The following is a 23,619-nucleotide window of genomic DNA, read 5'->3' on the forward strand; positions in this document are numbered from 1 at the left end:
GGCCCTGCGATGGCCCGGACACGGCCGAGCCTAGGCACGCCGCGCGCGACAATCAAACGAAACTATAGGGGTCGATATCCACTGCCACGCGCACGCCGGGCGGATGGTCGATCGCGGCCAGCCAGCGGCGGATGACCTGCTGCAATTGCACGCTGCGCCGCGCGTTGATCAGGAAGCGGTAGCGATAGCGGCCGCGCAGCAATGCCATCGGGGCGGGCGCGGGGCCGAGGATCATGCATTCGGCGACCTCGGGGCGGAAGGCACCGATGCGGTTGGATGCCTCGCGCGCCTCGGCATCGTCTTCGCTGGAAATGATGATCGAGGCCCAGCGGCCGAAGGGCGGGGCGCCCGCCTCGCGGCGCATCTCGGTTTCGGCGGAATAGAAGGCATCGCGGTCGCCCGCGGCCAGCGCGGCAATCACCGGCGCGTCGGGGTGGCGGGTCTGCAGCAGCACTTCGCCCGGTTTCGATCCGCGCCCCGCGCGCCCGGCGACCTGCGCGACCTGCTGGTAGGTCCGCTCGCCCGCGCGCAGATCGCCGCCCTCGAGGCCCAGATCGGCATCGACCACGCCGACCAGTGTCAGCTCGGGGAAATGGAACCCCTTGGTTACCAATTGCGTGCCGACGATCACGTCCACCTCGCGCGCCTCGACTGCGGCAATGAACTCCGCCGCGCGGCCGGGCGAATTGAGCGTGTCCGAAGTGGCGACGAAGACACGCGCCTGCGGGAGCCGCTCGGCGACTTCGTCGGCGATCCGTTCGACGCCCGGGCCGCACGCGACGAGACAGTCGGGCTCGCCGCATTCGGTGCAGGTCTTGGGGGCAGGGGCCTCATGCCCGCAATGGTGGCAGGCGAGCCGGTTGGTGAAGCGGTGTTCGACCAGCCACGCGCTGCAATTGGGGCACTGGTAGCGAAAGCCGCAATTGCGGCACAGCGTTAGCGGGGCATAGCCGCGCCGGTTGAGGAACAGCAGCGATTGTTCGCCGCGCTCCAGCCGCGCCTCGATCCCGTCGACCAGCCGCTGCGCCAGCCACATGCCCTGCGGCGGCTTTTCCTCGGTCAGGTCGATCGTCTCTATCGTGGGCATTTGCGCCCCGCCGTAGCGGCTCGGCAGGTCGATCTTCGCATAGATCCCGCTTTCGGCCATCTGCAGGCTCTCGAGCGCGGGGGTGGCGCTGGCGAGCACCACAGGCACTTGCTCGAAATGCCCGCGCATCACCGCGACGTCGCGCGCATTGTAGCGCACGCCCTCTTCCTGCTTGAAGCTGGTCTCGTGCGCTTCGTCGACCACGATCAGGCCGAGCCGCGCGAAGGGCAGGAACAGCGCCGAGCGCGCGCCGACCACCACCTGCGCGCTGCCTTCGGATACGGCGCGGTAGGCGCGTCGGCGCTCGGTCGATTTGAGCGAGGAATGCCACAGCACCGGCGGCGCGCCGAACCGCTCCTCGAAGCGGTGGAGGAAATTTTCGGTCAGCGCGATTTCGGGGAGCAGAACCAGCACCTGCCGCTCCATCCGCAGCGCTTCGGCGACGGGTTCGAAATAGGTTTCGGTCTTGCCTGATCCGGTCACCCCGTCGAGCAGGAAGGGGGCAAATTCGGCCTTGCGCACCGCGTCGGAGAAGATGTCCGCCGCCTCGCGCTGCTGCGCGCTCAGCGCGATCTCGACGAAATCGGGCCGGGCGGGCGGATAGGGGCGGTCGCAATCGACCTCCACCGGTTCGAGCGCGCCGTGATTGACCAGCCCGCGCAGCACGCCTTCGGAAACCCCGGCGATACCCGCCAGTTCGCGGATCGTCGCCTGCTCGCCTTCCAGCGCCCCCATCGCCGCCTCGCGCTGCGGCGTCATGCGTTCAGGTATGCCGCCGGTCAGCCGGTATTCGGTCATCGTCGCGGGGCCCTTGAGCGCGCCGCCCGAGGCCAGCGCCATCCGCGCCACGCTGGCGAGCGAGGCGACGTAATAGTCGGCGGTCCATTCGATCAGCCGGCGCAGCGGTGCCGACAGCGGCGGGACGGGCAGCAGGCCGCGCACATTGCGCAGCTTCTCTGCCGGAACTTCGGTTCCCGGGAGCCGTTCAGCTTCCCAGACGATCCCGATAACCGTGCGCGGACCCAGCGGGCATTCGACCACGGAACCCGGTCCGACATCCATGCCCTCGGGCACCTTGTAGTCGAGCGGGCCGAGAGCGGCATTGAGGACGAGGCAGCGCACGCGGTTCATGGCCCGGCCATATGGGTGGGGGCAGGCGCGTGAAACAAGGGCAGGATGCAATGAGGACCAGCGATATGACCGATATTCTCGTCAAACCCACCGGACGGCGCGGCTTCCTCGGCGGGGCCATGGCCGGGGGCGGCCTGCTGCTGCTGCCCGCCTGTTCGACGATCCCCGGTTTCGGGATGGTCGATGCGGTCCAGCGGATCCTGTTCCTGTCGAGCGAGCGGGCGTTCGCGCGGATGCTCGAAGGCGGCGGCTTCTGGGACGAACAGGTCGCGCTGGTCGGCTTCGGCGAGCTATTGGGCGCGCGCGGCGACGTGGTGTCGCGTATCCTCACCTCCGCCTTGTTCAAGAGCCGGCTCGAAAACGCGTTTGGCGATATCGCCTATGAAGGCGCGCAGCGCGCGGCACCGCTGGTGACCGATGCGGTGCGCACCATCGGCATCCAGAATGCGATCGACCTCGTGCGCGGCGGCCCCACTGCCGCGACCAGCTTCCTGCGCGATTCGATGGGCCGCAGCCTGGTCGAGGCGATGGTGCCCGAGCTGGGCGACGCGCTGCGCGTGGCGCAGGACCCGCTGGTGGCGGAACTGGTGCAGGGTCTGGCCGGGGTCGATCTGGCGGGCGCGGTCACGCGCTTCGCCGGCACTATCGACACCACAATCTGGCGCGAGATCGGGACCGAGGAAGCGGCGATTCGCCGCAACCCGCAGGCCACGCGCGACCCGCTGATCATCGGCGTGTTCGGCGCGGGCGCGCAGTACTAGCCGCAGGCCATATCGGGCGCTAAGGCTCTGCGGGAATCGCAATTCCCCCGGAGCCTTCGCGCATGAAATTCTTCGTCGACACCGCCGATATCGCCGACATCAGGGAAATGGCCGACACCGGCCTGCTCGACGGCGTCACCACCAATCCGTCGCTGATCGCCAAATCGGGCCGCGACTTCATGGATGTGACGAAGGAAATCTGCGATATCGTGGATGGCCCGGTCAGCGCCGAAGTCGTCGCGCTCGATCACGACACGATGATGAAAGAGGCCGAAACGCTGCGCAAGATCGCGGACAATGTCTGCATCAAGGTGCCGCTGACGATCGACGGGCTCAAGACCTGCAAGAAGCTGACCGGCGATGGCACGATGGTCAATGTGACGCTGTGCTTCTCCGCCAACCAGGCGCTGCTGGCGGCCAAGGCCGGCGCGACCTTCGTTTCGCCCTTCGTCGGGCGGCATGACGACAACGGCTTCGACGGCATGGCGCTGATCCGCGATATCCGCCTGATCTACGACAACTATCCCAATTTCTCGACCGAGATCCTCGTCGCCTCGATCCGCAATCCGGTGCATGTGCTCGAAAGCGCGCGCATCGGTGCCGATGTCGCGACCATGCCCGCGGCGGTGATCAAGGGCCTGTTCAAGCATGTCCTGACCGAAAAGGGCATCGAGGGCTTCCTCAAGGACTGGGACAAGACGGGCCAGTCGATCCCCACCGCATAAGTGAGCGAACAGACTCCTCTCGACCGCTTCAAGCAGGCGCTGACCGGCGCCAGCCGCGCGCTTGCGCATGAAGCGGAGGTCGAGGTGGCGTGGAGCGCGGATGCGCCGACCCAGTCGGGCAAGAACTTCCGCGTGCCGCTGCCCGGGCGCAATCTCCCGCGCGAACAGGCGAGCGAGGCGCGCGGCTTTGCCGACAGTTTCGCGCTGCGGCTCCGGCATCACAGCGAAGCGCTGCACGGCAAGGGCGCGCCGCCCGAACCGATCGCGCGCGCCTGTTACGACGCGATCGAACAGGTCCGCTACGAAGCGATCGGCTCGACGCGCTATGCGGGCATTCGCGGCAATCTCGACGCGGCGGTCGAAATGCGCACCGCATCCGATCCGATCGTGCGCGCCGAGGCGGCGGGCGATGTCCCGCTGCCCACCGCGCTGTCGCTGATGCTGCGCGAGGCGCTGACCGGCGAAGCGGTGCCCGAACGCGCCCGCGCAGCGGTCGATCTGGTGCGCGAGGATATCCTCGCCAAGATCGGCACCGACATGGACGGGCTGGCCGATGTGCTCGACGACCAGCGCGCGTTCCAGAACCTGACGCTCGACATCCTGCGCGATCTCGACCTGACGCTGCCCGAGACCCCCGAACCGACCGATGCCGAGGATGGCGAGGACGAGGAAGGCGAGAACCCCGAGGACCAGGACGAGACCGACGAGGAAGACGAGGGCGGGGCCGAACCCGATGCCGCCGATGCCCGTTCGGAAGTCACCGATGGCGAGGCCGAGGGCGACGCCGACCAGGACGTCGAGGGCGAACAGGAAATGTCCGATGGCGATCCGTCGGACGATGGCGAGGAAGGCATGCAGCCCGTCCGCCCCAATCGCCCGTGGACCGACTTTCCCGAAGGCTTCGACTACAAGGCCTATACCCACAAATTCGACGAGGAGATCGAAGCCGCCGAGCTGTGCGACAATGAAGAGCTCGACCGGCTGCGCGCCTATCTCGACAGCCAGCTGGCGGGCCTGCAGGGCGTGGTCACCCGGCTGGCCAACCGGCTGCAGCGCCGCCTCATGGCGCAGCAGAGCCGCAGCTGGGATTTCGACCAGGAAGAAGGCATGCTCGATGCCGCACGGCTGACCCGCGTGGTGGTCAGCCCCGGCCATGCGCTCAGCTACAAGATCGAACGCGATACCGAGTTCAAGGACACGGTCGTCACGCTGCTGATCGACAATTCGGGCAGCATGCGCGGGCGGCCGATCTCGATCGCCGCGATCAGCGCCGATATCCTCGCGCGCACGCTCGAACGCTGCGGCGTGAAGACCGAGATCCTGGGCTTCACCACCCGCGCGTGGAAGGGCGGGCAGAGCCGCGAGATGTGGCTCTCCGATGGGCGGCCCGCGAACCCCGGCCGGCTCAACGATCTGCGCCACATCCTCTACAAGAAGGCCGACGAACCGTGGCGCCGCGCGCGCCGCAATCTCGGCCTGATGATGCGCGAAGGGCTGCTGAAGGAAAACATCGACGGCGAGGCGCTGATGTGGGCGCACGACCGCCTGCTGCGCCGTCCCGAAGACCGCCGCATCCTGATGGTGATCTCCGACGGCGCGCCGGTCGACGACAGCTCGCTGTCGGTCAACCCCGCGGGCTTCCTCGAGGGCCATCTGCGCAAGGTGATCGACTGGATCGAGAACCAGTCACCCGTCCAGCTCGCAGCGATCGGCATCGGCCACGACGTCACGCGCTATTACAAGCGTTCGGTCACGATCATGGATGTCGAGCAGCTTGGCGGGACGATTATCGAGCAATTGGCTGATCTGTTCGAGATCGAGAAATAGGCCGCGCCTGTTTGCGCATCGTCATCCCCGCGCAGGCGGGGATCCCGATACTGTGAAGCTGGCGAGGAAGTGAGCGGGACCTCCGCCTTCGCGGGGGCGACGGGCCGAGGGGCGGGGTCAGAAGCCGCAAATTGGGGCGCCTGCTTGCAGGCGAGGAGGAGAGAAAAATCACAATGAACGTTACCGAAGCCGTCCAGACGCGCCGCTCCGTGCGTGCTTTCACCGATCAGCCGGTCGAGCGCGAAACGCTCGCCCGTATCCTCGAGAAGGCGCAGCGCAGCCCCTCGGGCGGCAACACGCAGCCGTGGCACGGGATCGTCCTGACCGGCGAGCCAATGCAGGCGCTGTTCGACCGCGTCGCGCAGGATTTGCCCAAGGGGCGCGCGGCGTTTGCACCCGAATACAATGTCTATCCGCCCGAACTCGACGGGGCCTACGAACAGCGCCGCCGCGGGGTAGGCGAGGACATGTACGGCGCGCTCGCAATCTCCCGCGAGGAGAAGGGCAAGCGGCTGATGTGGTTCGCCAACAATTTCCGCGCCTTCGGGGCGCCGGTGCTGATGCTGGTCCATACGCCCAAATACATGGGCCCGCCGCAGTGGAGCGATATCGGCATGTGGCTGCAGACCGTGGGCCTGCTCGCGCGCGAGGAAGGGCTCGACACCTGCTTCCAGGAAGCCTGGGCGGTCTATGCGCCGCAGATCCGCGAAATGGTCGATATCCCCGAGGATCACACCTTCTTCTGCGGCGTCGCGATCGGCTACCGCGACGAGGAAGCCGCGGTGAACAATTTCGCCGTGAAGCGCGCCGGGATCGAGGAAAGCGTGCGCTGGGAAGGGTGGGGCTAGGCCGGCTGCGGGTACCAGCGCCGCGGATCGCCTTTCGCCAGCCGCGACTGGATCAGCCACACCGCCCCGCCGTATATCGCGGCATTCACCGCTGTGAAAATGCCCCAGAACTGGCCTGCGGAGGTAAGCTCGACAAGCTGCCAGCGCGGGTTGGTGGCAAGCTGGCTGAACCCCGCCATCAGCAGCCCGGCATAGCTATAGGCCAGATGCACCTGATGCGCGCGCAGCGCCTCGACATTGCGCGTCTTGCGCCAGCGCCACAGCTTCGCGACCCCGAACAGGAGCGCGCCGAAGCCGAACAGCACGAAAACATGGAAGAATCCGAAGCGGGTCCCGAAAAACGGCATCACCGTGGCGCGGACGGGGACGACCGAAACCACGGTGACGAACATGGCGGCGATATATCCGCTGCCCATCACCCGGTGCCGCAGCGTGCCCTTCGGTAGCAGGAAAATCATCGCGCCCAGTATGATTGCGATGCTTGCTGCACCCAGATGCACCAATACCAAAGGGGATAGGTCGCCGAGCATACCGCGTCTCCTAATGTATTGCATCAGTAACACACTTGGCGAACCGTCGCAATGTGCCGCTTGACCCGCACTATGCGCGCCGCCACACGCCGGACATGACCGACACGCCGCTCAAGCTGTTCAACTCGCTGACCCGCGAGCTGGAGGAATTCACTCCCGTCCACCCCGGCGAAGCGCGCGTCTATTCCTGCGGGCCGACTGTCTACAACTACCCCCATATCGGCAATATGCGCGCCTATGTCTTCGCCGATGTGCTGGGGCGCACGCTGAGCTGGAAGGGATACAAGCTCACCCACATCATCAATATCACCGATGTCGGCCATCTGACCGACGATGGCGATGCGGGCGAGGACAAGATGGAGAAGATGGCTGCCGCCAAGGCGCAGTCGATCTGGGACATCGCGAAGCACTATACAGAGGCCTTCTGGGCGGACGTGAAAGCGCTCAATATCCGCGAGCCGGCCAAATGGTCGGTGGCGACCGATTATATCGACGAGATGATCGACTTCGCGAAGGGCATTGCCGACCAGCATTGCTACGAACTCGACAGCGGGCTCTATTTCGATGTCTCGACCGTGGCCGATTACGGCCGCCTCGCGCGTGCGGTGACCGAGGAAGGCGAGGGCCGGATCGAGACCGTCGCGGGCAAGCGCAACGCCGCCGATTTCGCGATCTGGCGCAAGACCCCGGCGGGCGAAACGCGGCAGATGGAATGGGACAGCCCGTGGGGCAAGGGCGCACCCGGCTGGCATCTCGAATGCTCGGTCATGGGCGAAAAGCTGCTCGGCTTCCCCTTCGACATCCACACAGGCGGGATCGACCACCGCGAGATCCACCATCCCAACGAGATCGCGCAGAACCAGGCCTTCTGCGGCTGCGGCGGATTGTCGGAAGCGACCAATTCGGGCGCGAAGATCTGGATGCACAACAACTTCCTCGTCGAGCGCAGCGGCAAGATGAGCAAGTCGTCGGGCGAATTCCTGCGGCTGCAATTGCTGGTCGACAAGGGCTACCACCCGCTCGCCTACCGCATGATGTGCCTGCAGGCGCATTACCGCAGCGAGCTGGAGTTTTCGTGGGAAGGGCTGGGCGCGGCGCTGACTAGGTTGAAGCGGCTGGTGATGGCGATGGAGAAGCTGAAGGCTGCCGCGCTATTATCTTCAACGCAGCAGGAAGACGTCCATTCGGTCGTGGTTGAGCAGTTCGACGACGCTATAAGCGATGATCTCAATACCCCTCGAGCTTTAGCAATGGCGGAAGCAACTGCTGTGGCGGACAAGTTTCCCGCCACCAATTATGACTCGCTGCTAAGGATGGACAAAGTATTGGGCTTACGCTTGGAGTACCTCAGCCGCATCGACCTGCGTATCCGCCCCAAGGATGCGGCCATTACCGAGGACGAGATCGAGGCCGAACTCCTGCGCCGCAAGCAGGCGCGCGCGGCCAAGGATTTCGCCACTTCCGACGCCATCCGCGACAGCCTTGCAGCCGCAGGCGTAGAGGTTATGGATGGCGATCCGCTCGGATGGGAATGGAAGCTCTAAGCATGGCCAAGGCCGACCCGCAGACGCTGCTGTGGCAGCACCTCAAGGACGCGCCCCGGGAGCTGGAATTCCTCCGCGATCACGAGGCCGAGGGCTTCACCCTGCCGTTCTACTGCGCCGCCGCGCATCTCGCGATCGAGGTCGATGACGACCCTTTCCGCGCCAATCAGAACGGCGCGCGCGAACGCTGGCAGGAACGCCACCGGGTCGACATCATGCAGGTTCCGCCGACCCATGTCCTGCGCAATGCCGGCGAAGTGGCCGCGGCGATCCTCGACATCGCCACCCGCCGCAAGGAACGGTTTGCGAAATAATCCCTGAACGGCAATGGAGGTTTCGAGGGAGAAATCGATGACCAAAGCCGTCCTGTCCGCCATGATCCGCCCGCTGGTCGAACCGCGCCTGCCCGAATGGGTCGAGCCGCTGTGGTTCATGAGCAAGGAACAGGCGCTGGAATTCGCGCCGCAGGCGGAGATCGGCTGGTTCGACCTCAACGAGAAGGAGCCGATGATCGAGATCGCGCGCGCCGCGACCGGGCTCAAATGGATGAACTCGATCTATGCCGGGCTCGATTTCATGCCGCTCGACCTGCTCGCCGAGCGCGGCGTGGTGGTCACCAACGGTGTCGGCATCAATGCGATCACCATTGCCGAATATGTCGTCATGCTGATGCTCGCGCATGCCAAGGGCTACCGCGAAGTGGTGCGCGCGCAGGACCGCCACGAATGGCTGCTCGACAGTCCGGGCAAGCGCGAACTGGCGGGCGAGCGCGTGCTGCTGCTGGGGATGGGGGCGATCGGATCGCTCATCAAGACGCGGCTCGAGGCGTTCGACATGAAGGTGGTGCCGGTGCGCCGCTCGGGCGCGGACGGTGCGCTGAGGCCAGGCGAATGGCGCGAGAAGCTGGGCGAGTTCGGCTGGGTCGTGCTGGCGGTCCCCTCGACCGCGGAAACCCGCCACATGATCGGCGCGATGGAACTGGCCGCGATGCGCCCCAATGGCGTGCTGGTGAATATCGCGCGCGGCGACGTGGTCGATCAGGAGGCGCTGGTCGAGGCGCTGCAGCAGGAGAAGATCGAGGCCGCGCTGCTCGACGTCACCGATCCCGAACCGCTGCCCGAGGATCACCCGCTGTGGGACCTTGAGAATGCGCAGGTCACCATGCACCTGTCGGGCCGCGCGCAGACCAAGATGTTCCAGCGCAGCGCGGACCGCTTCATCGACAATCTCGAACGCTGGCAGCGCGGCGAGCCGGTCCAGCCGCAGATGGATCTGGGCCTCGGCTACTGACACGCCTGCAGGCCTCTGTTAGGCCTGCAAAAAGCCGGGAAGACTCGGGTCGCGTATTTCTGTTCACGCCTGCCTGTGCGGGCCGCGAAGGGGGGAATCGCGTATGACCGAACCACGCAAGGCGTCCGACCTGTTTATCGAGTGCCTCGAAGCCGAGGGCTGCGAGTATATCTTTGGCGTCCCGGGCGAGGAAAACCTCGACTTCCTCGACAGCCTCAGCCGCTCCACGCAGATCACGCTGGTGCTCACGCGCCATGAACAGGGTGCCGGCTTCATGGCCGCGACCTATGGCCGCCACACGGGCAAGACCGGCGTCTGCATCGCCACGCTCGGCCCCGGCGCGACCAATTTCGTCACCGCCGCCGCTTATGCGCAATTGGGCGGCATGCCGATGATGATGATTACCGGCCAGAAACCGATCAAGAAATCGAAGCAGGGGCAGTTCCAGATCCTCGACGTGGTCGCGATGATGGAACCGATCACCAAATATACCCGCCAGCTGCACGCCGGGGACAACATCCCCAGCCGCGTGCGCGAAGCCTATCGCCTCGCCGAGGAGGAGAAGCCGGGCGCGGTCCATCTCGAACTGCCCGAGGATATCGCCGAGGAACCGACCGATGCCGCGCCGATCCCGCGCAGCGTCGCGCGCCGGCCCAGCGCGGAGCCGAAGGCCGTCGACCAGGCGGTTGCCGCGCTCGAACAGGCCAGCAAGCCGATCCTCGTCATCGGCGCGGGCGCCAACCGCAAGATGACCGGCAAGATGCTCGCCGAATTCATCGAGAAGACCGGCATTCCCTTCGTCACCACGCAAATGGGCAAGGGCGTGCTCGACGAGCGCCATCCCCTGTTCCTCGGCTGCGCGGCGCTGTCGGCGGGCGATTTCTGCCACCGCGCGATCGAAGAAGCCGACGTCATCGTCAATGTCGGCCACGACGTGATCGAGAAGCCGCCCTTCTTCATGCGCCACAACGGGCACACGGTGATCCATGTCAGCAACCGCAGCGCCGCGGTCGATCCGGTCTATTTCCCGCAGATCGAGGTGATCGGCGATATCGCCAATGCGATCTGGCAGATGAAGGAAGACATCACCCGGCAGGACCATTGGCAAAGCGCCGAACTCAAGCGCTATCACCGTGCCGAGCTCGAGCATACCGAAAGCCTCGCCGGCGACACACGCTTCCCGATCTTCCCGCCGCATCTTGTCCAGCAGGTGCGCGAGAGCATGCCCGATGACGGGATCATCTGTCTCGACAACGGCGTCTACAAGATCTGGTTCGCGCGCGGCTATTGCGCCTCGCAGCCCAACACCGTGCTGCTCGACAATGCGCTAGCTACGATGGGCGCCGGGCTGCCCAGCGCGATGATGAGCGCGATGCTCTATCCCGACCGCAAGGTCATGGCGATCTGCGGCGACGGCGGTTTCATGATGAACAGCCAGGAGATGGAAACCGCAGTGCGGCTGGGGCTGAACCTGATCGTGCTCATCCTGCGCGACGATGCCTATGGCATGATCCGCTGGAAGCAGGCGAACATGGGGTTCGAGGATTTCGGCCTGACCTATGGCAATCCCGATTTCGTCAAATATGCCGAAAGCTACGGCGCGCATGGCCATCGGGTCGAAAGCAGCGATCACTTGAGCGAACTGCTCGCGCATTGCCGCGATACGCCGGGCGTCCACCTGATCGACTGCCCGGTCGATTATTCGGAGAATGACCGGATTTTGAACCACGATATCAAGGAACTGAGCGCGAAGCTCTGAGATTGACCGGGTGAAGGAGACGACATGCCCACGCTCAAGGACACCTACCCGCTCTATCTCAACAACAAGGCGCAGCAGCCCAACACAGATCTGGCGGTAACCGACAAGTTCACCGGCGAGGTCGCCTTCCGCACTGCGCTGGCCAGCCCCGAGATCATCGACGAGGCGATTGCCGGGGCGGTGCGCGCGGCCGAGCCGATGGCACAGCTCGCCAGCTACGAACGCCAGGCGGTGCTGCAGCACTGCGTCGAGCGCTTTACCGAGCGCTTCGACGAGCTCGCCTATGCTTTGTGCGTCGAAGCGGGCAAGCCGATCAAGGATAGCGAGGGCGAGGTCACGCGGCTGATCGACACCTTTCGCATCGCGGCGGAAGAATCGGTGCGCATGGTTGGCGAGGTCATGCCGCTGGACATCTCCGCGCGCGCCAGGGGCTATCAGTCGATCTGGAAACGCTACCCGATCGGGCCGTGCAGCTTCATCTCGCCGTTCAACTTCCCGCTCAATCTCGCCGCGCACAAGATCGCCCCCGCGATCGCGGTGGGGTGCTCCTTCGTGATGAAGCCCGCGAGCAAGACCCCGCTCGGCGCGATCATCATGGGCGAGGTGCTGGCCGAAACCGACTTGCCCGAGGGCGCGTTCTCGATCCTGCCCGCCAGCCGCGACGGGGCGGACCTGTTCACCGTGGACGAACGGCTCAAGTTACTCAGCTTCACCGGCTCGCCCGCCGTCGGGTGGGATTTGAAGGCGCGCTGCGGCAAGAAGAAGGTCGTGCTCGAACTGGGCGGCAATGCCGCGGTGGTGGTCGACCATGATGCCGATCTCGACGATGCGCTCGATCGGATCGTCTTCGGTGCCTTCTACCAGAGCGGGCAAAGCTGCATCGGCGTGCAGCGAATCATCGTGCATGAAGATGTCTACGACCGCTTCAGGGACATGCTGGTCGCGAAGACGAAGACGCTGGTCGCGGGCGATCCCAAGGACCGCGATACCTTCATCGGCCCGATGATCTCCGAGGGCGAGGCCAGCCGCCTCAAGGGCTGGATCGACGAGGCGGTCGCGGGCGGCGCGACGCTGCTCACCGGTGGCGGGCGCAAGGGCAATATGCTCGAGGCAACGCTGCTCGAAGACGTGGACAAGAACGCCAAGGCGCTCAACGAGGAAGCCTTCGGCCCGCTCGCCATCCTGCAGAAGTTCGCGAATTTCGACGAGGCACTGGCCGAAGTGAACCGCTCCACCTTCGGCCTGCAGGCGGGCATCTTCACCCGCGATCTGTTCAAGATGTTCGACGCCTGGGACCGGCTCGAGGTCGGCGGCGTGGTGATCAACGACGTGCCCAGCTACCGCGTCGACAACATGCCCTATGGCGGCGTGAAGGATTCAGGGTTGGGGCGCGAGGGCATCAAATTCGCGATGGAGGACATGACCGAGATCCGGAACCTGGTAATCCGGCGGGGGTGAATGCGGCGGGGCGCGGAAGGGCCGCTTCGCGCTTTACCTGCCGGAAAGCGGTCGTTCGGCTTATCACCCGATTGCAGGTGTAACGGAGCATGCGGGTGATCGCGTAAGCATTCGTTGACAGGAACTGGTCGCCGGAGAAATCGCCGCCGTCTTGGTAATTCAGACTGCGACGACCGCGTTTGGAATCTTCGCCTTGTTTGCTGCTGGCCGACGGTGCGACCGCCCTCGCCGAAAGCTGTGCTTGCCACCCCAATGCAAACTAAATCGCTATTGCAACTCATTCGCATTGACGCACGAATGTCGCGCTCCTAACCCGCCTGCGAACAATTCGCAGGAGGAAAACATGAGGACCTATCTTTTGCTCGGTGCCGCGAGCACCGCCCTGACGCTTGCGCCGGCCCATGCGCAGGACAACGCTCCCACCGACGCACCTCAAACGAGTGTGCAGCGCGAAGAAGTCGTTGCCGAGAATACGATCATTGTCAGCGGCCGCGCCCAGAAGCTCTACCGCGCGGAGGAGACCAGTTCGGGCAAACTGGAAACGCCGCCGCTCGAATCAAGCTTGGTCATCACCACCATCACCGAGCAGCTGATCGAGGACCAGGGTGCGCGCGATGCGCAGGATCTCTATCGCAACATCTCGGGCGTGAGCTTCTTCAGCTATGCCGGGGTGACCGCGCGTGGGTTCAGGCAGGAAGAGATTTTCTACGATGGGCTTCGCGGCGATCCCTATGCCGGTTTTTCCGTGCCGCAGCTGTTCAACGTACAACGGGTCGAGTTCCTCAAGGGCCCCAATGGCATGCTCTACGGCCCCGGCGCGCCCGGCGGATTGTTCAATTACATTACTAAGAAAGCACAGTCCGACGAGTTCGAAGGCACGGTCAAGGCGATTGCCGGGACCGAGGACCGCTTTGGCGGCTCGGCCGAGGTCAATTTGCCGTTGGGTAAGGGGTTCGCGGCGCGCGGCGGGCTGTTTTACGAGGATCGCGGCACCTTCCGCTTCAACGCCGCCTCGCGAACCATGATTGCCGATGCAGGCTTGTCCTTCGATCCCGGCCCGATCCGGGTGGACATACAAGCGACGCGTTACAATCAGGAGCTCGACGCCAACCGGCTGCGCGGGGTGCCGGTAGATGACGACGGGGAGTTCCTGACGGACCGGCGCTGGAACCACAACGAGCCTACGGATTACCTCAACCTCGAATCGGACGTGTTCCAGATGCGGCTGGAGGCGGAGCCCTTTGACAGCCTGAAACTCGACGCCACGGCGCGCTATAACAATGCAACCGAAGTGCAGAATTATCACGAGCCGCGCGGCCTGTTCGATTCCGACGGCGACGGCACGATCGACGCATCGATTCGCGAATTTCGCGACCAGATCCGAACTCAGGAGACCTGGTCGTTCGGCGCAAATGCCGTCTGGACGACCGATCTTTCGTCCTCGGTCCGCAACCGCGTCCTGTTCGGCTTCGACCATTTCCTGTCCGACTCGTTCTTCCAGGGCCGGTCGCTGCGCGGGACGACAGTGGACACGCCCGGTCTGCCCAATCCGCTCAGCCTGTTCGATCCGCAATACGGCCTGTCTGACCCGGCGACCTACAACCAGGGACCGTTCACAACGACATTGAGCGAGAGCGAGCAGACCGGTTTCTACTTGCTCGACGAATTGACGATCGGGCGCCTGATCCTGACCGGCGGCATCCGCCGCGATGATAGCGAGGCAGGCGGGCTAGTCGAAGGTGAGACGACATATCGCGGGGGCGCGGTCTATCGTATCACGGACGCTATTTCCGCTTTCGGCCAATATGCGACCAGCTTCGAACCGCAGGCCGCAAGCTCGCAAAACCCGCTGGCGGGCGGTCCCTTCGCGCCGACCAAGGGGGACATCATCGAGGGCGGTATCAAGGCCGCGCTGATGAACGGGCGCATCCAGTCCTCGCTTTCCGCCTACCAGATCCGTCGCACCAATATCCTGCAATCCGATCCACGCGGCGACGAGGGCAACGACGGGGTCGATGACCTCGTCCCGGTCGGCCAGATCACCAGCAAGGGGATCGAGTTCGATCTGGCGGCCGACATCACGCCGGACTGGGTGTTGACGCTCGCATACGGCTACAACGACACGCGCATCACCGAGGACAACGGCGGGGGTGGCTTCCCCTTCAATGTCGGCGACCGCTTTCCCAATGCGCCCGAACATCAGCTGGGGTTCTGGACACGCTATCAGTTTCCCGAGCTCGGCCTCGCCGCAGCGCTGGGGGGCGACTACGTTTCAGAACGGGTGAGCATGAGCGGGCAAACGGTTAAACCCTACATGGTGTTCGACGCCTCGCTGATCTATGAGACAGGTCCGCTCCGCGCTCTCGTCCGGGTCGATAACCTGTTCGACAAGACCTATGCGGCTTCGGGCTTCCTTGATCGCACGGGGCACTTCCCCGGCGCGCCGCGCTCGGCCTTCCTCGAAATCGGATACGCTTTCTGATGGAGATGGCGCGGGGCATCGACAGCGGAAAGCCGGTCCGCGCGAAACCCGCGCCCAAAGGCGCAAGGATGTGGTGGAAGGTGCATCAATGGGTCGGGCTGAAGCTCAGCCTGTTCATGACCTTCATCCTGTTCACCGGGACGTCGGCGGTGCTGAGCGCCGAGATCGACTGGTTGCTCCAGCCGAGCCTGCGCGTCGCGCCGGCGAGCGTCGAAGGCCCCATCGCCTGGGCCGAAATAGCGGATAACGCGCGCGGATATCCCGGCGTGGCGAGGGCGACCTATATCAGCGCCCCGACGGCATCGGCCTTCGCGGTCAAGGTGGCGGTGGAGGACGAGGCGGGCGATCTGTTCTTCCTTCACGCACATCCGACCACTGGCGATATTCAGGGGGCCGGGCCCTGGGTCGGTGCCCATCGCGTGCTCAGAAACATGCACCGTCACCTCAATCTTCCGACCTCGCTGGGGGTCCCGATCGTCTCTTCACTCGCTTTCTTGCTGCTCATCAGCCTCGTCACCTCTTTCGTGGTCTACAAGAAGTGGTGGCGGGGTTTTGCCAAGCCGCTGCGCAATCGCGATGCGCGCACCTGGTGGGGGGATTTTCATCGTCTGGCGGGGGTCTGGTCACTGTGGTTCGTAGCGCTGATTACGCTCACGAGCCTCTGGTATTTCGTGGAGAGCCTAGGCGGCAATGCGCCGCCGCATCCCCGCGTGGAGCGCGGGGCACCGGTCGAAAAAGGACAGAGCGACGAGGGAAGTCTCGCGGCGGCGATCGAGGCGGCGCTTGAAGCCTATCCCGGCCTAGAGGTGAAAAACGTCCAATTGCCGGGCGAAGAGGGTGTGTTGCAGCTGAATGGCGAATACCAGGCGGTGCTGGTCCGCCCGCGCTCGAACGCGGTTTATGTCGACGCCCGCACCGGCGAGGTGCTGCTGACAACCGACGGGCGCGAGTTGAACCTGCACCAGCGGGTCGGCGAAATTGCCGACCCCCTCCATTTCGGCTATTTCGGTGGTTACTGGACCAAGGTACCGTGGTTCCTGTTCGGCCTGGCCACGACGGGGCTCTCGCTGTCCGGAGCGGCGATCTATTCGCTCCGCATCGCGCGCGAGCGCGGCGACCGGGTGCGACTAGGACGGAGTTTTTCCGGCATGTGGCAGGGAATGGGGCGCTGGCGCTGGCTATCAAACTCCCTGATTGCGATCGGATTCTTGTTTCTCGCCTTTCTTATCCTCGGCATCCCGTAGCCTTGTCGCGCCCTCGACGATTTGCACCACACCGATAGCCGTCCTTCCAGAACTGTGCCGCGTCTGAGCGCCGGTCGGATGACCACTCTCTTTCGCTGGAAAGCCGAAGGCGGACCTTCGCAAGGCCACCCCGCTTCGAACGTTCTTGCGTAAACGATAGGCGTGAGAAACAGGCGCCCACGCGCTCCCCTTAACTCTCCTCCAGCAGCAGCAATTCGCACTGCACAACCAGCCGCGGTTCGGGGAGGAGGCGGTGTTCGACTTCCACCACGCCCGCATCGGCGACCAATTGGCCGGGGATGGCGAATTCGTGATCGGGCAAGGCGGCGACGAATTCTTCGCCGGCCTCGACCGCATCGCCGCCTGCGAACAGGATCGCGAGGCTGTGCCGCGTGCCCGCGAAGGTGATGCTCGCCCAGGCCTTCTCGGTATGCGTCAACACCTGCCCGCGATGCGCGTGGAGGTCGGCCAGCGCGGCGCGCAGGCGATCGGCGGCGGTGCGGCGTGCGCGCGGCGCGCGGGGCGGGGCGGGTTCAGCCGACATGCGCGGTCTCCTGCGTGGGTGCGGTGTCGCGCGCGGCCTCGAAACCGGCCATGAAACCGCGGATGCGCTGTTCGGTGCGATCGCGCGGCTCGCGGCCCATGCGCAGATCGAGCACGAAGCGCGGATCATGCGCGGCAAGGCGGCCGAATTTGGTTGCCGCCATCTCGTGCTGGCGAAGGAATTTCTCGACGGATCGGATCAGCATGGCGGGCTCCCCAAATGGCTGCCGGAAGTGGCGATTCGCTGGCTGTGTTCCGTATTTGTTCCAATCCAATTCCTACTTGTCTAGGAAAAATCCTATGCTATGGGAAATTTCTCGCATCCAACGTCCTGCGTGACGCGGGGTGGATGATGGCGGGCTTGAGGACACGGTCTTATGAGTGACGCAATGACGCCGGACCGCGCGAAGCTGGTCGAACTGGCCGAGGCCGGGCGCACCAGCCTTGCCTCACTTTCCGCCATGCTCGGCCGCAATCCCAGCTATCTGCAGCAATTCGTGCGCAAGGGATCACCGCGCAAGCTGGAGGAGGCGGACCGGCGGCGGCTGGCCGAGTTCTTCGGTGTGTCCGAGGTCGCGCTGGGCGCCGATCCCGACCATGTGCGCGCTTCTGCCCCAGACGAGTTCATCACCGTGCCCCGCCTCCCGCTCGACGCCTCGGCGGGTCCCGGCGCGTTCTCGGCAGAGGAAATTTCCTTCGACAGCTTCCGCTTCAGCCGCCGCTGGCTGCGCGAAATGGGTCTGGAGGGCGCCGATCTCACCGCGATCCGCGTCGAGGGCGACAGCATGGAACCAACCCTGCGCAGCGGCGACGAGATTTTCGTCGACCGCAACAAGCGTTCGGGCGAGGGCATTCATGTCGTGCGCATCGGCGATGCGCTGCACGTCAAGCAGGTCCAGGCCAGCGCACCGGGTCGCATCGCGCTGATCAGCGCCAACGACAGCTACGCCCCGATCGACCTCGCGCGCGACGAGGTCGAGGTGATCGGCCGGGTTGTTTGGAAAGGGGGGCGGGTGTGACCCGCCACGCCGCTACGAGGGCCGCTTGATATAATCGTCCGAGCGCAGCGTGAGCATATAGTCGGCGATCACTTCGATATCCTCGTCGACCAGGTCGACATCCATCTGCATTGGGTAATTGTGTGCATCCGACAGGAAGGTCACCAGCGTGTCGCGTGTCAGGCCGGGGCTGTTGGCGATATCGGCAAAGCCGGGCGCTTGCGGGTTCACCGATACCGCATTGTTCTTCACCGCGTGGCATTCGCCGCAGATCGCGGTGACATAGTCGGGCACCGCATCCGCATCCGCCGCGGCAGGGCTCGGCGCCGCCGCCGGGGCGGCTACGGGGCCGGCGGATTGGCAGCCTGCCAGCAACAGGGACGCCAGGGCCATCGTTTCGACTATTCGCACGGTAACTCTCCTTTGCCTGCCCGATAGCACAAAGCCGGAGATGCGCCTTGTTTTCGATCACAAACCGGACCACTTTCCCCAGCAATGGAAAACAGCACGCAAACGCCCGCTACCCCGCCGATGAAGGCGGGCATCGTCCCCGTAACCCCGCTGCAGCAGAATTGCTCGCTGATCTGGTGCACCGCGACCAACAAGGGCGCGCTGATCGATCCGGGCGGCGATCTCGACAAGCTCAAGGCGGCGGTCGCCAAGAGCGGGGTGGAACTGGAAAAGATCCTCATCACCCACGGCCATCTCGACCATTGCGGCGAGGCGGGCGTGCTGGCGAAGGAACTCGGCCTGCCGATCGAGGGCCCGCACGAGGCCGACCGCTTCTGGATCAGCCGACTCGACGAAGACGGCGCGAAATACGGCATGCAGGCCGAAGTGTTCGAACCCGATCGCTGGCTGGTTGACGGCGATACCGTCACTGTGGGCGACCTTACGCTCGAGGTCATCCACTGCCCCGGCCACACGCCCGGCCATGTGGTTTTCTTCCACCGGCCGAGCAAATTCGCCGTCGTCGGCGACGTCTTGTTCCAGGGCAGCATCGGGCGCACCGATTTCCCGATGGGCAACCACCAGGATTTGATCGATGCGATCACGCAGAAGCTGTGGCCGCTCGGCAATGACGTGACCTTCATCCCCGGTCACGGCCCGACCAGCACCTTCGGCCAGGAACGCCAGACCAACGCTTTCGTGAGCGATTACGCGCTTTCTTGATTCGGGCGGTCAGGACATCGGTCCTGACCTTGCGGCACCGGCCCACGCCCCCTCCCGGCCACCCACGGCACGGTATTTTATGGGTGGCCGGGAGGGGGCGTGGGCCGGTGCCGCCGCAAGCTAGCGGCGGATGCCGCTAGCGCACCAAAACAAATCCTAACCGCCAAGGGGAGCGCCTGCGCGCCTCCCCCTCGTGCCCTTTCACCTACATCATGCCCAGCGTGATCAGCACCGCCACCACGGCGAGGCCCAGCTGGGTCAGCATGGTGATGATCACCCCGAGCGGGCGACCGCGTGCCAGCGCGCCGCCATCCATGCCGAGCCCGTGCGCCACGCGCCCGAGCATATAGGCCGCGACCACCCAGGCGAGCCATTCGCCGCCCTTGGCCGCCAGTTCGATTGCCGCGACGAGAACCAGCACGAAGGCGGTGTTCTCGACGAAATTGAGCTGTGCGCGCATGCGCGCGGTCAGCGGGCCTCCGGCATCGTCGCCGATCGAAACCTTCTGTTGCGCGCGCATCTGCCCGACGCGGATGCTGAGCCAGATATTGATGATGGCGGCGGCGGCTGCCGCGGTAAGCGTAACTGGCAGGATAATGCCCATGCTCGTCTCTCCCCTTTCGATCCGTACGATACGGAATACGGTTGCGGTGCTAGGGCGATGCCGCTTGCCGCGCAACGCCAACAGACGGGTTGCATCGCTCGCGAAATTCGCTATAGCGCCCGCCTTCACCGTCACGGTCGGGATATTCGGGTTCACGCGCTCTTGTGCGGTGCCGGAGCTTCCCCTAGGGCGGCCACCGAAATTGACTGTAATTGTTTGAGGAACAGGTGCCGCCATGGCCGTCCCCAAGAGGAAAGTATCGCCCCACCGCCGCGGCAATCGCCGTGCACATGATTCGCTCAAGGTCGAGGCCCATCATGAGTGCTCGAACTGCGGCGAACTCAAGCGCCCGCACAATCTGTGCTCGCACTGCGGATATTATAACGGCCGCGAAATCATCGCCGTCGGTCTTTAAGACCGTCAGCCAAGCCGGAGAAGCGCCATGAGCCTGCCGCGTATCGCCGTCGATGCGATGGGCGGAGACGAAGGCGTGCGCGTGATGGTCGAGGGCGCCGCGCTTGCGCGTCGGCGCCACGACAAGTTCCAGTTCCTGCTGGTAGGCGATGAAGCGCGCATCAAGGCCGCACTCGACACGCATCCCGGCATGGCCGGGGCGTCCGAAATCCTGCATTGCACCGACGTGGTCGGCGGCGACGAGCTGCCGAGCCGCGCGTTGCGCCGTGCCAAGACCACCAGCATGGGCCTTGCGGTCAATGCAGTGAAGCAGGGCGATGCCGGCGCTGCGGTTTCCGCAGGCAATACCGGCGCGCTGATGGCGATGAGCAAGCTTGCGCTGCGCACCATGCCCGGGCTCGACCGTCCGGCGCTGGCCGCACTGCTCCCGACGCTGACCGACGATGACGTGGTCATGCTCGATCTGGGCGCGAATCGCGAATGCAATGCCCGCAACCTCGTCCAGTTTGCGATCATGGGCGCCGCCTATGCGCGGATCGTCACCGGGCGCGAACGCCCGCGCACCCGCCTGCTGAATATCGGGACCGAGGAAACCAAGGGCACCGAAGACATCCAGGCCGCCGCCGAAGCGCTGCGCGCCGCCACCGGGCTGGCGATGGAATTCGAAGGCTATGTCGAAGCCGACAAGATCAATCGCGGCGAATGCGACGTGGTCGTGTGCGATGGATTCTCAGGTAATATCGCGCTGAAGGCGATCGAGGGCGCGGCGCGCTTCGTCACCGACCTGCTGCGCCAGGCCTTTACCTCCAGCGTCCGTTCGAAAGTCGGTTTCCTGGTTTCGCGACCGGCGACCGAACTGATCCGGCACCATCTCGACCCCAACAATCACAATGGCGCGGTCTTCCTTGGCCTCAACGGCGTGGTGGTCAAAAGCCACGGCAGCGCCAATGCCAAGGGCGTCGCCAATGCGGTCGAAGTCGCCGCACGACTGCTGGAGGACGATATCACCAATCGCATCAAGCAGGATCTCGGCGCGATCGAACCCTCGAGCGTGGCGGGTAAATGATTCGTTCGGTTATCACCGGCACGGGTTCGGCGCTGCCGCGGACCTGCGTCACGAATGCCGATCTGGCCGGCAAGGTCGATACCAGCGACGAGTGGATCGTCGAACGCACCGGCATCCGCCAGCGGTATATCGCCGAGCCGGACGAGACCACCAGCACGCTGGCGATCCACGCTGCGCGCAGGGCGCTCGAGGCCGCAGGAGTGGAGGCAAGCGAGATCGGCCTGATCATCCTTGCCACCGCGACGCCCGATCACACCTTCCCCGCCACCGCCACGCAGGTGCAGGCCGCGCTCGAATGCGGCGGCGGCGTCGCCTTCGATGTGCAAGCGGTCTGCTCGGGCTTTCTCTATGCGCTCGCCACTGCCGATTCGCTGCTGCGGACCGGCATGGCGACCAAGGCGCTGGTGATCGGCGCCGAAACCTTCAGCCGCATCCTCGACTGGGAGGACCGCACCACCTGCGTCCTGTTCGGCGATGGTGCTGGCGCGGTCGTGCTCGAAGCGCAGGATGTCGCCGATGACGGTCCCGGCATCCTTGCCAGCCGGCTCCATGCCGATGGCGCGCATAAGGACATGCTCTATGTCGATGGTGGCCCGTCGACCACGGGCACCGTCGGCAAGCTGCGGATGAAGGGGCGCGAGGTGTTCCGCCATGCGGTAGTCAATCTCGCCAATGTGCTGACCGAAGTGCTCGACGAAACCGGCGTGAGCGCCGCGGATATCGACTGGGTCGTGCCGCACCAGGCCAATGCCCGTATTCTCGATGCCACGGCGCGCAAGCTCGACCTGCCGGCCGAAAAGGTCGTCGTCACTGTCGACCGCCATGCCAATACCTCCGCCGCATCGGTCCCGCTCGCGCTCGATACCGCGATGCGCGACGGGCGCATCAAGCCGGGCGATCTGGTGATGTTCGAGGCAATGGGCGGCGGCTTTACCTGGGGCGCTTCGCTCGCACGGATGTAGCACGGCGCGAAAACGCGGGGCGGGCGATTTGCCAGACTGGCAGCAAACTCCTATATTGCTTGGCGAATCTTCGAATGGGGTCGCATCTCGCTCAGGGTCGCATCTGAGGGGAAGGATAGTATGGATATGATGCGCTCCGTGGGCACGCTCACCCGGGCCGATCTGGCCGAGACGATCAACCGCAAGATGGGGCTCTCGCGCGCCGAATCGCTCGACATGGTCGAAGCGATCCTCGGCAAGATGTGCGATGCGCTGGCGGATGGCGAGAATGTGAAGATTTCGGGCTTCGGCAGCTTCGTTCTGCGCGACAAGAAGGAACGCATCGGCCGCAATCCCAAGACCGGGGTCGAAGTGCCGATCACGCCGCGCCGCGTGATGACCTTCCGCGCCAGCCAGCTGCTTAAAGAGCGCATCGCGAACGGCTGAGGACAGATATGGCGACATTCGACGACGGCAAGGAAGCGGGCGCGCTGCGCACTATCGGCGAAGTCGCCAAGGCGACCGGAATCAAGGCGCATGTGCTGCGCTATTGGGAACAGCAATTCCCCATGCTCAAGCCGCTCACCCGCAGCGGCGGACGGCGTTATTACCGCCCCGAAGATGTCGAACTGGTCGAGCGGATCGACCGGCTGGTCAATCAGGAAGGCTATACGCTCAAGGGCGCCAAGGCCGCACTGCGCGGCGCGCCCGACCCGCAGGCCGCAGCGCAGCCGCAGGGGACCACCGCTTCGCCACCCGCTGTGGATGGCGACCTGCTGGCCCGGTTGAAGGCCATGCGCGCCCAGCTGGTGGCAGCGCTCGACTGACGGGTTCGGCGCGGGCGCGTCAGGCGCTCTGGATCGTCGTCATTCTCGCTGACATCAGTGCATATTCGGTCCGGTTGCGACCCTGCGCCTTGGCGCGGTAGAGCGCGGTATCGGCATTGTGCAGCGCTTCATCGAGCGTCTGCTGGCGGTCCATCACCGAAACGCCGAGCGAGGCGGTGGTCACCAGCCCTTCGATTTCCATCTGCTCGGCAATGCCCGCTATCCGGCGGTGCAGCATATCGGTCAGGGCACGGTTTTCGAAGGTCGGTCCGCAGGGCACCATGACCGCGAATTCCTCGCCGCCCAGCCGCGCGGCGAAATGATCCGCGCCGACTTCCTCTTGCAGGACCGTGCGGATCACGCGCCC

Annotated in this window: 25 protein-coding genes (1 of these 25 running past the window's edge); 18 read left to right on the forward strand and 7 right to left on the reverse strand. The window is 64.9% G+C overall.

Annotation, left to right across the window (positions count from 1 at the left end):
- Window positions 1–52 precede the first annotated feature (52 nt).
- Complete coding sequence (locus J2S32_RS15510; RefSeq protein ID WP_253523380.1) at window positions 53–2,218, reverse strand: primosomal protein N'; 2,166 nt, start codon at window positions 2,216–2,218, stop codon at window positions 53–55.
- A gap of 65 nt (window positions 2,219–2,283) precedes the next feature.
- On the opposite strand from J2S32_RS15510, the gene J2S32_RS15515 reads away from it, so the two are divergent.
- From J2S32_RS15515 to J2S32_RS15530, 4 genes are all read left to right on the forward strand, one after another.
- Window positions 2,284–2,979, forward strand: coding sequence for a DUF4197 domain-containing protein (locus tag J2S32_RS15515; RefSeq protein ID WP_253523383.1), 696 nt, complete (start codon window positions 2,284–2,286; stop codon window positions 2,977–2,979).
- Window positions 2,980–3,041: 62 nt separating this feature from the next.
- On the forward strand, window positions 3,042–3,704 hold the full coding sequence (fsa, locus tag J2S32_RS15520; protein ID WP_050600282.1) for a fructose-6-phosphate aldolase: 663 nt from the start codon (window positions 3,042–3,044) through the stop codon (window positions 3,702–3,704).
- Window positions 3,705–5,531: a cobaltochelatase subunit CobT gene (cobT, locus tag J2S32_RS15525; RefSeq protein ID WP_253523386.1), complete on the forward strand. Its 1,827-nt coding sequence runs from the start codon at window positions 3,705–3,707 to the stop codon at window positions 5,529–5,531. It abuts the gene before it with no gap.
- A 173-nt stretch (window positions 5,532–5,704) separates the two neighbouring features.
- A complete protein-coding gene (locus tag J2S32_RS15530; protein ID WP_253523389.1) occupies window positions 5,705–6,379 on the forward strand; it encodes a nitroreductase in 675 nt (224 codons plus the stop codon).
- Here the strand turns inward: J2S32_RS15530 and J2S32_RS15535 are convergent.
- On the reverse strand, window positions 6,376–6,909 hold the full coding sequence (locus tag J2S32_RS15535) for a hypothetical protein (protein WP_253523391.1): 534 nt from the start codon (window positions 6,907–6,909) through the stop codon (window positions 6,376–6,378). The two genes, J2S32_RS15530 and J2S32_RS15535, sit on opposite strands and share 4 nt — an antisense overlap.
- Window positions 6,910–7,004: 95 nt before the next feature.
- On the opposite strand from J2S32_RS15535, the gene cysS reads away from it, so the two are divergent.
- From cysS to J2S32_RS15570, 7 genes are all read left to right on the forward strand, one after another.
- On the forward strand, window positions 7,005–8,453 hold the full coding sequence (cysS, locus tag J2S32_RS15540; RefSeq protein WP_253523393.1) for a cysteine--tRNA ligase: 1,449 nt from the start codon (window positions 7,005–7,007) through the stop codon (window positions 8,451–8,453).
- A gap of 2 nt (window positions 8,454–8,455) precedes the next feature.
- On the forward strand, window positions 8,456–8,767 hold the full coding sequence (locus J2S32_RS15545) for a DUF559 domain-containing protein (protein WP_253523395.1): 312 nt from the start codon (window positions 8,456–8,458) through the stop codon (window positions 8,765–8,767).
- A gap of 37 nt (window positions 8,768–8,804) precedes the next feature.
- Entirely contained in the window at window positions 8,805–9,743 is a 939-nt protein-coding gene (locus J2S32_RS15550; RefSeq protein ID WP_253523397.1) for a D-2-hydroxyacid dehydrogenase, read from the forward strand.
- 103 nt (window positions 9,744–9,846) lie between these two features.
- Window positions 9,847–11,502, forward strand: coding sequence for an acetolactate synthase large subunit (locus tag J2S32_RS15555; protein ID WP_253523399.1), 1,656 nt, complete (start codon window positions 9,847–9,849; stop codon window positions 11,500–11,502).
- Between the two features lie 24 nt (window positions 11,503–11,526).
- Entirely contained in the window at window positions 11,527–12,960 is a 1,434-nt protein-coding gene (locus tag J2S32_RS15560) for an aldehyde dehydrogenase family protein (protein ID WP_253523401.1), read from the forward strand.
- A gap of 343 nt (window positions 12,961–13,303) precedes the next feature.
- Window positions 13,304–15,442 (forward strand): TonB-dependent siderophore receptor, encoded by a 2,139-nt coding sequence (locus J2S32_RS15565; RefSeq protein WP_253523403.1) that lies wholly within the window; start codon window positions 13,304–13,306, stop codon window positions 15,440–15,442.
- Between the two features lie 68 nt (window positions 15,443–15,510).
- On the forward strand, window positions 15,511–16,686 hold the full coding sequence (locus J2S32_RS15570; protein WP_253523405.1) for a PepSY-associated TM helix domain-containing protein: 1,176 nt from the start codon (window positions 15,511–15,513) through the stop codon (window positions 16,684–16,686).
- A 190-nt stretch (window positions 16,687–16,876) separates the two neighbouring features.
- On the opposite strand, the gene J2S32_RS15575 is transcribed toward J2S32_RS15570, so the two are convergent.
- A complete protein-coding gene (locus J2S32_RS15575; RefSeq protein ID WP_253523407.1) occupies window positions 16,877–17,230 on the reverse strand; it encodes a hypothetical protein in 354 nt (117 codons plus the stop codon).
- On the reverse strand, window positions 17,220–17,435 hold the full coding sequence (locus tag J2S32_RS15580) for a hypothetical protein (RefSeq protein ID WP_253523409.1): 216 nt from the start codon (window positions 17,433–17,435) through the stop codon (window positions 17,220–17,222). Before J2S32_RS15580 ends, J2S32_RS15575 begins: the two co-directional genes overlap by 11 nt.
- Window positions 17,436–17,606: 171 nt before the next feature.
- Between J2S32_RS15580 and J2S32_RS15585 the strand changes: the two genes are divergently transcribed.
- Window positions 17,607–18,248 carry a S24 family peptidase gene (locus J2S32_RS15585; RefSeq protein ID WP_050600292.1) on the forward strand — a complete coding sequence of 214 codons (642 nt, stop codon included), beginning with the start codon at window positions 17,607–17,609 and terminating at the stop codon, window positions 18,246–18,248.
- Window positions 18,249–18,260: 12 nt separating this feature from the next.
- On the opposite strand, the gene J2S32_RS15590 is transcribed toward J2S32_RS15585, so the two are convergent.
- Window positions 18,261–18,638 carry a hypothetical protein gene (locus J2S32_RS15590; protein WP_253523411.1) on the reverse strand — a complete coding sequence of 126 codons (378 nt, stop codon included), beginning with the start codon at window positions 18,636–18,638 and terminating at the stop codon, window positions 18,261–18,263.
- A 120-nt stretch (window positions 18,639–18,758) separates the two neighbouring features.
- On the opposite strand from J2S32_RS15590, the gene J2S32_RS15595 reads away from it, so the two are divergent.
- Complete coding sequence (locus J2S32_RS15595) at window positions 18,759–19,400, forward strand: MBL fold metallo-hydrolase (protein ID WP_253523437.1); 642 nt, start codon at window positions 18,759–18,761, stop codon at window positions 19,398–19,400.
- 205 nt (window positions 19,401–19,605) lie between these two features.
- Here the strand turns inward: J2S32_RS15595 and J2S32_RS15600 are convergent, their stop codons facing one another.
- Entirely contained in the window at window positions 19,606–20,004 is a 399-nt protein-coding gene (locus J2S32_RS15600; RefSeq protein WP_253523413.1) for an MAPEG family protein, read from the reverse strand.
- 235 nt (window positions 20,005–20,239) lie between these two features.
- On the opposite strand from J2S32_RS15600, the gene rpmF reads away from it, so the two are divergent.
- The 5 genes from rpmF to J2S32_RS15625 all read left to right on the forward strand — a co-directional run bounded on the left by rpmF (window position 20,240) and on the right by J2S32_RS15625 (window position 23,252).
- The gene (gene rpmF / locus J2S32_RS15605; RefSeq protein ID WP_253523415.1) at window positions 20,240–20,419 is read left to right on the forward strand and encodes a 50S ribosomal protein L32; all 180 of its coding nucleotides are present in this window, start codon (window positions 20,240–20,242) and stop codon (window positions 20,417–20,419) included.
- Between the two features lie 27 nt (window positions 20,420–20,446).
- Window positions 20,447–21,484, forward strand: a complete 1,038-nt coding sequence (gene plsX, locus J2S32_RS15610; RefSeq protein WP_253523418.1) for a phosphate acyltransferase PlsX — start codon at window positions 20,447–20,449, stop codon at window positions 21,482–21,484.
- Window positions 21,481–22,446: a beta-ketoacyl-ACP synthase III gene (locus J2S32_RS15615; protein ID WP_253523421.1), complete on the forward strand. Its 966-nt coding sequence runs from the start codon at window positions 21,481–21,483 to the stop codon at window positions 22,444–22,446. Before plsX ends, J2S32_RS15615 begins: the two co-directional genes overlap by 4 nt.
- A 126-nt stretch (window positions 22,447–22,572) precedes the next feature.
- Window positions 22,573–22,872 carry an integration host factor subunit alpha gene (locus J2S32_RS15620; protein ID WP_197458094.1) on the forward strand — a complete coding sequence of 100 codons (300 nt, stop codon included), beginning with the start codon at window positions 22,573–22,575 and terminating at the stop codon, window positions 22,870–22,872.
- Window positions 22,873–22,880: 8 nt separating this feature from the next.
- Complete coding sequence (locus tag J2S32_RS15625; protein ID WP_253523423.1) at window positions 22,881–23,252, forward strand: MerR family transcriptional regulator; 372 nt, start codon at window positions 22,881–22,883, stop codon at window positions 23,250–23,252.
- A gap of 19 nt (window positions 23,253–23,271) precedes the next feature.
- Here the strand turns inward: J2S32_RS15625 and J2S32_RS15630 are convergent, their stop codons facing one another.
- On the reverse strand, window positions 23,272–23,619 hold the end of the coding sequence (locus J2S32_RS15630) for a GGDEF domain-containing protein (protein ID WP_253523425.1). The gene runs 879 nt beyond the window's last position; only the last 348 of its 1,227 coding nucleotides appear in the window; its start codon lies off the right edge, out of view — the gene reads right to left on this strand; its stop codon occupies window positions 23,272–23,274.

Source organism: Qipengyuania citrea, from assembly GCF_024171405.1.
GTDB classification, from domain to species: Bacteria; Pseudomonadota; Alphaproteobacteria; order Sphingomonadales; family Sphingomonadaceae; genus Qipengyuania; species Qipengyuania profunda.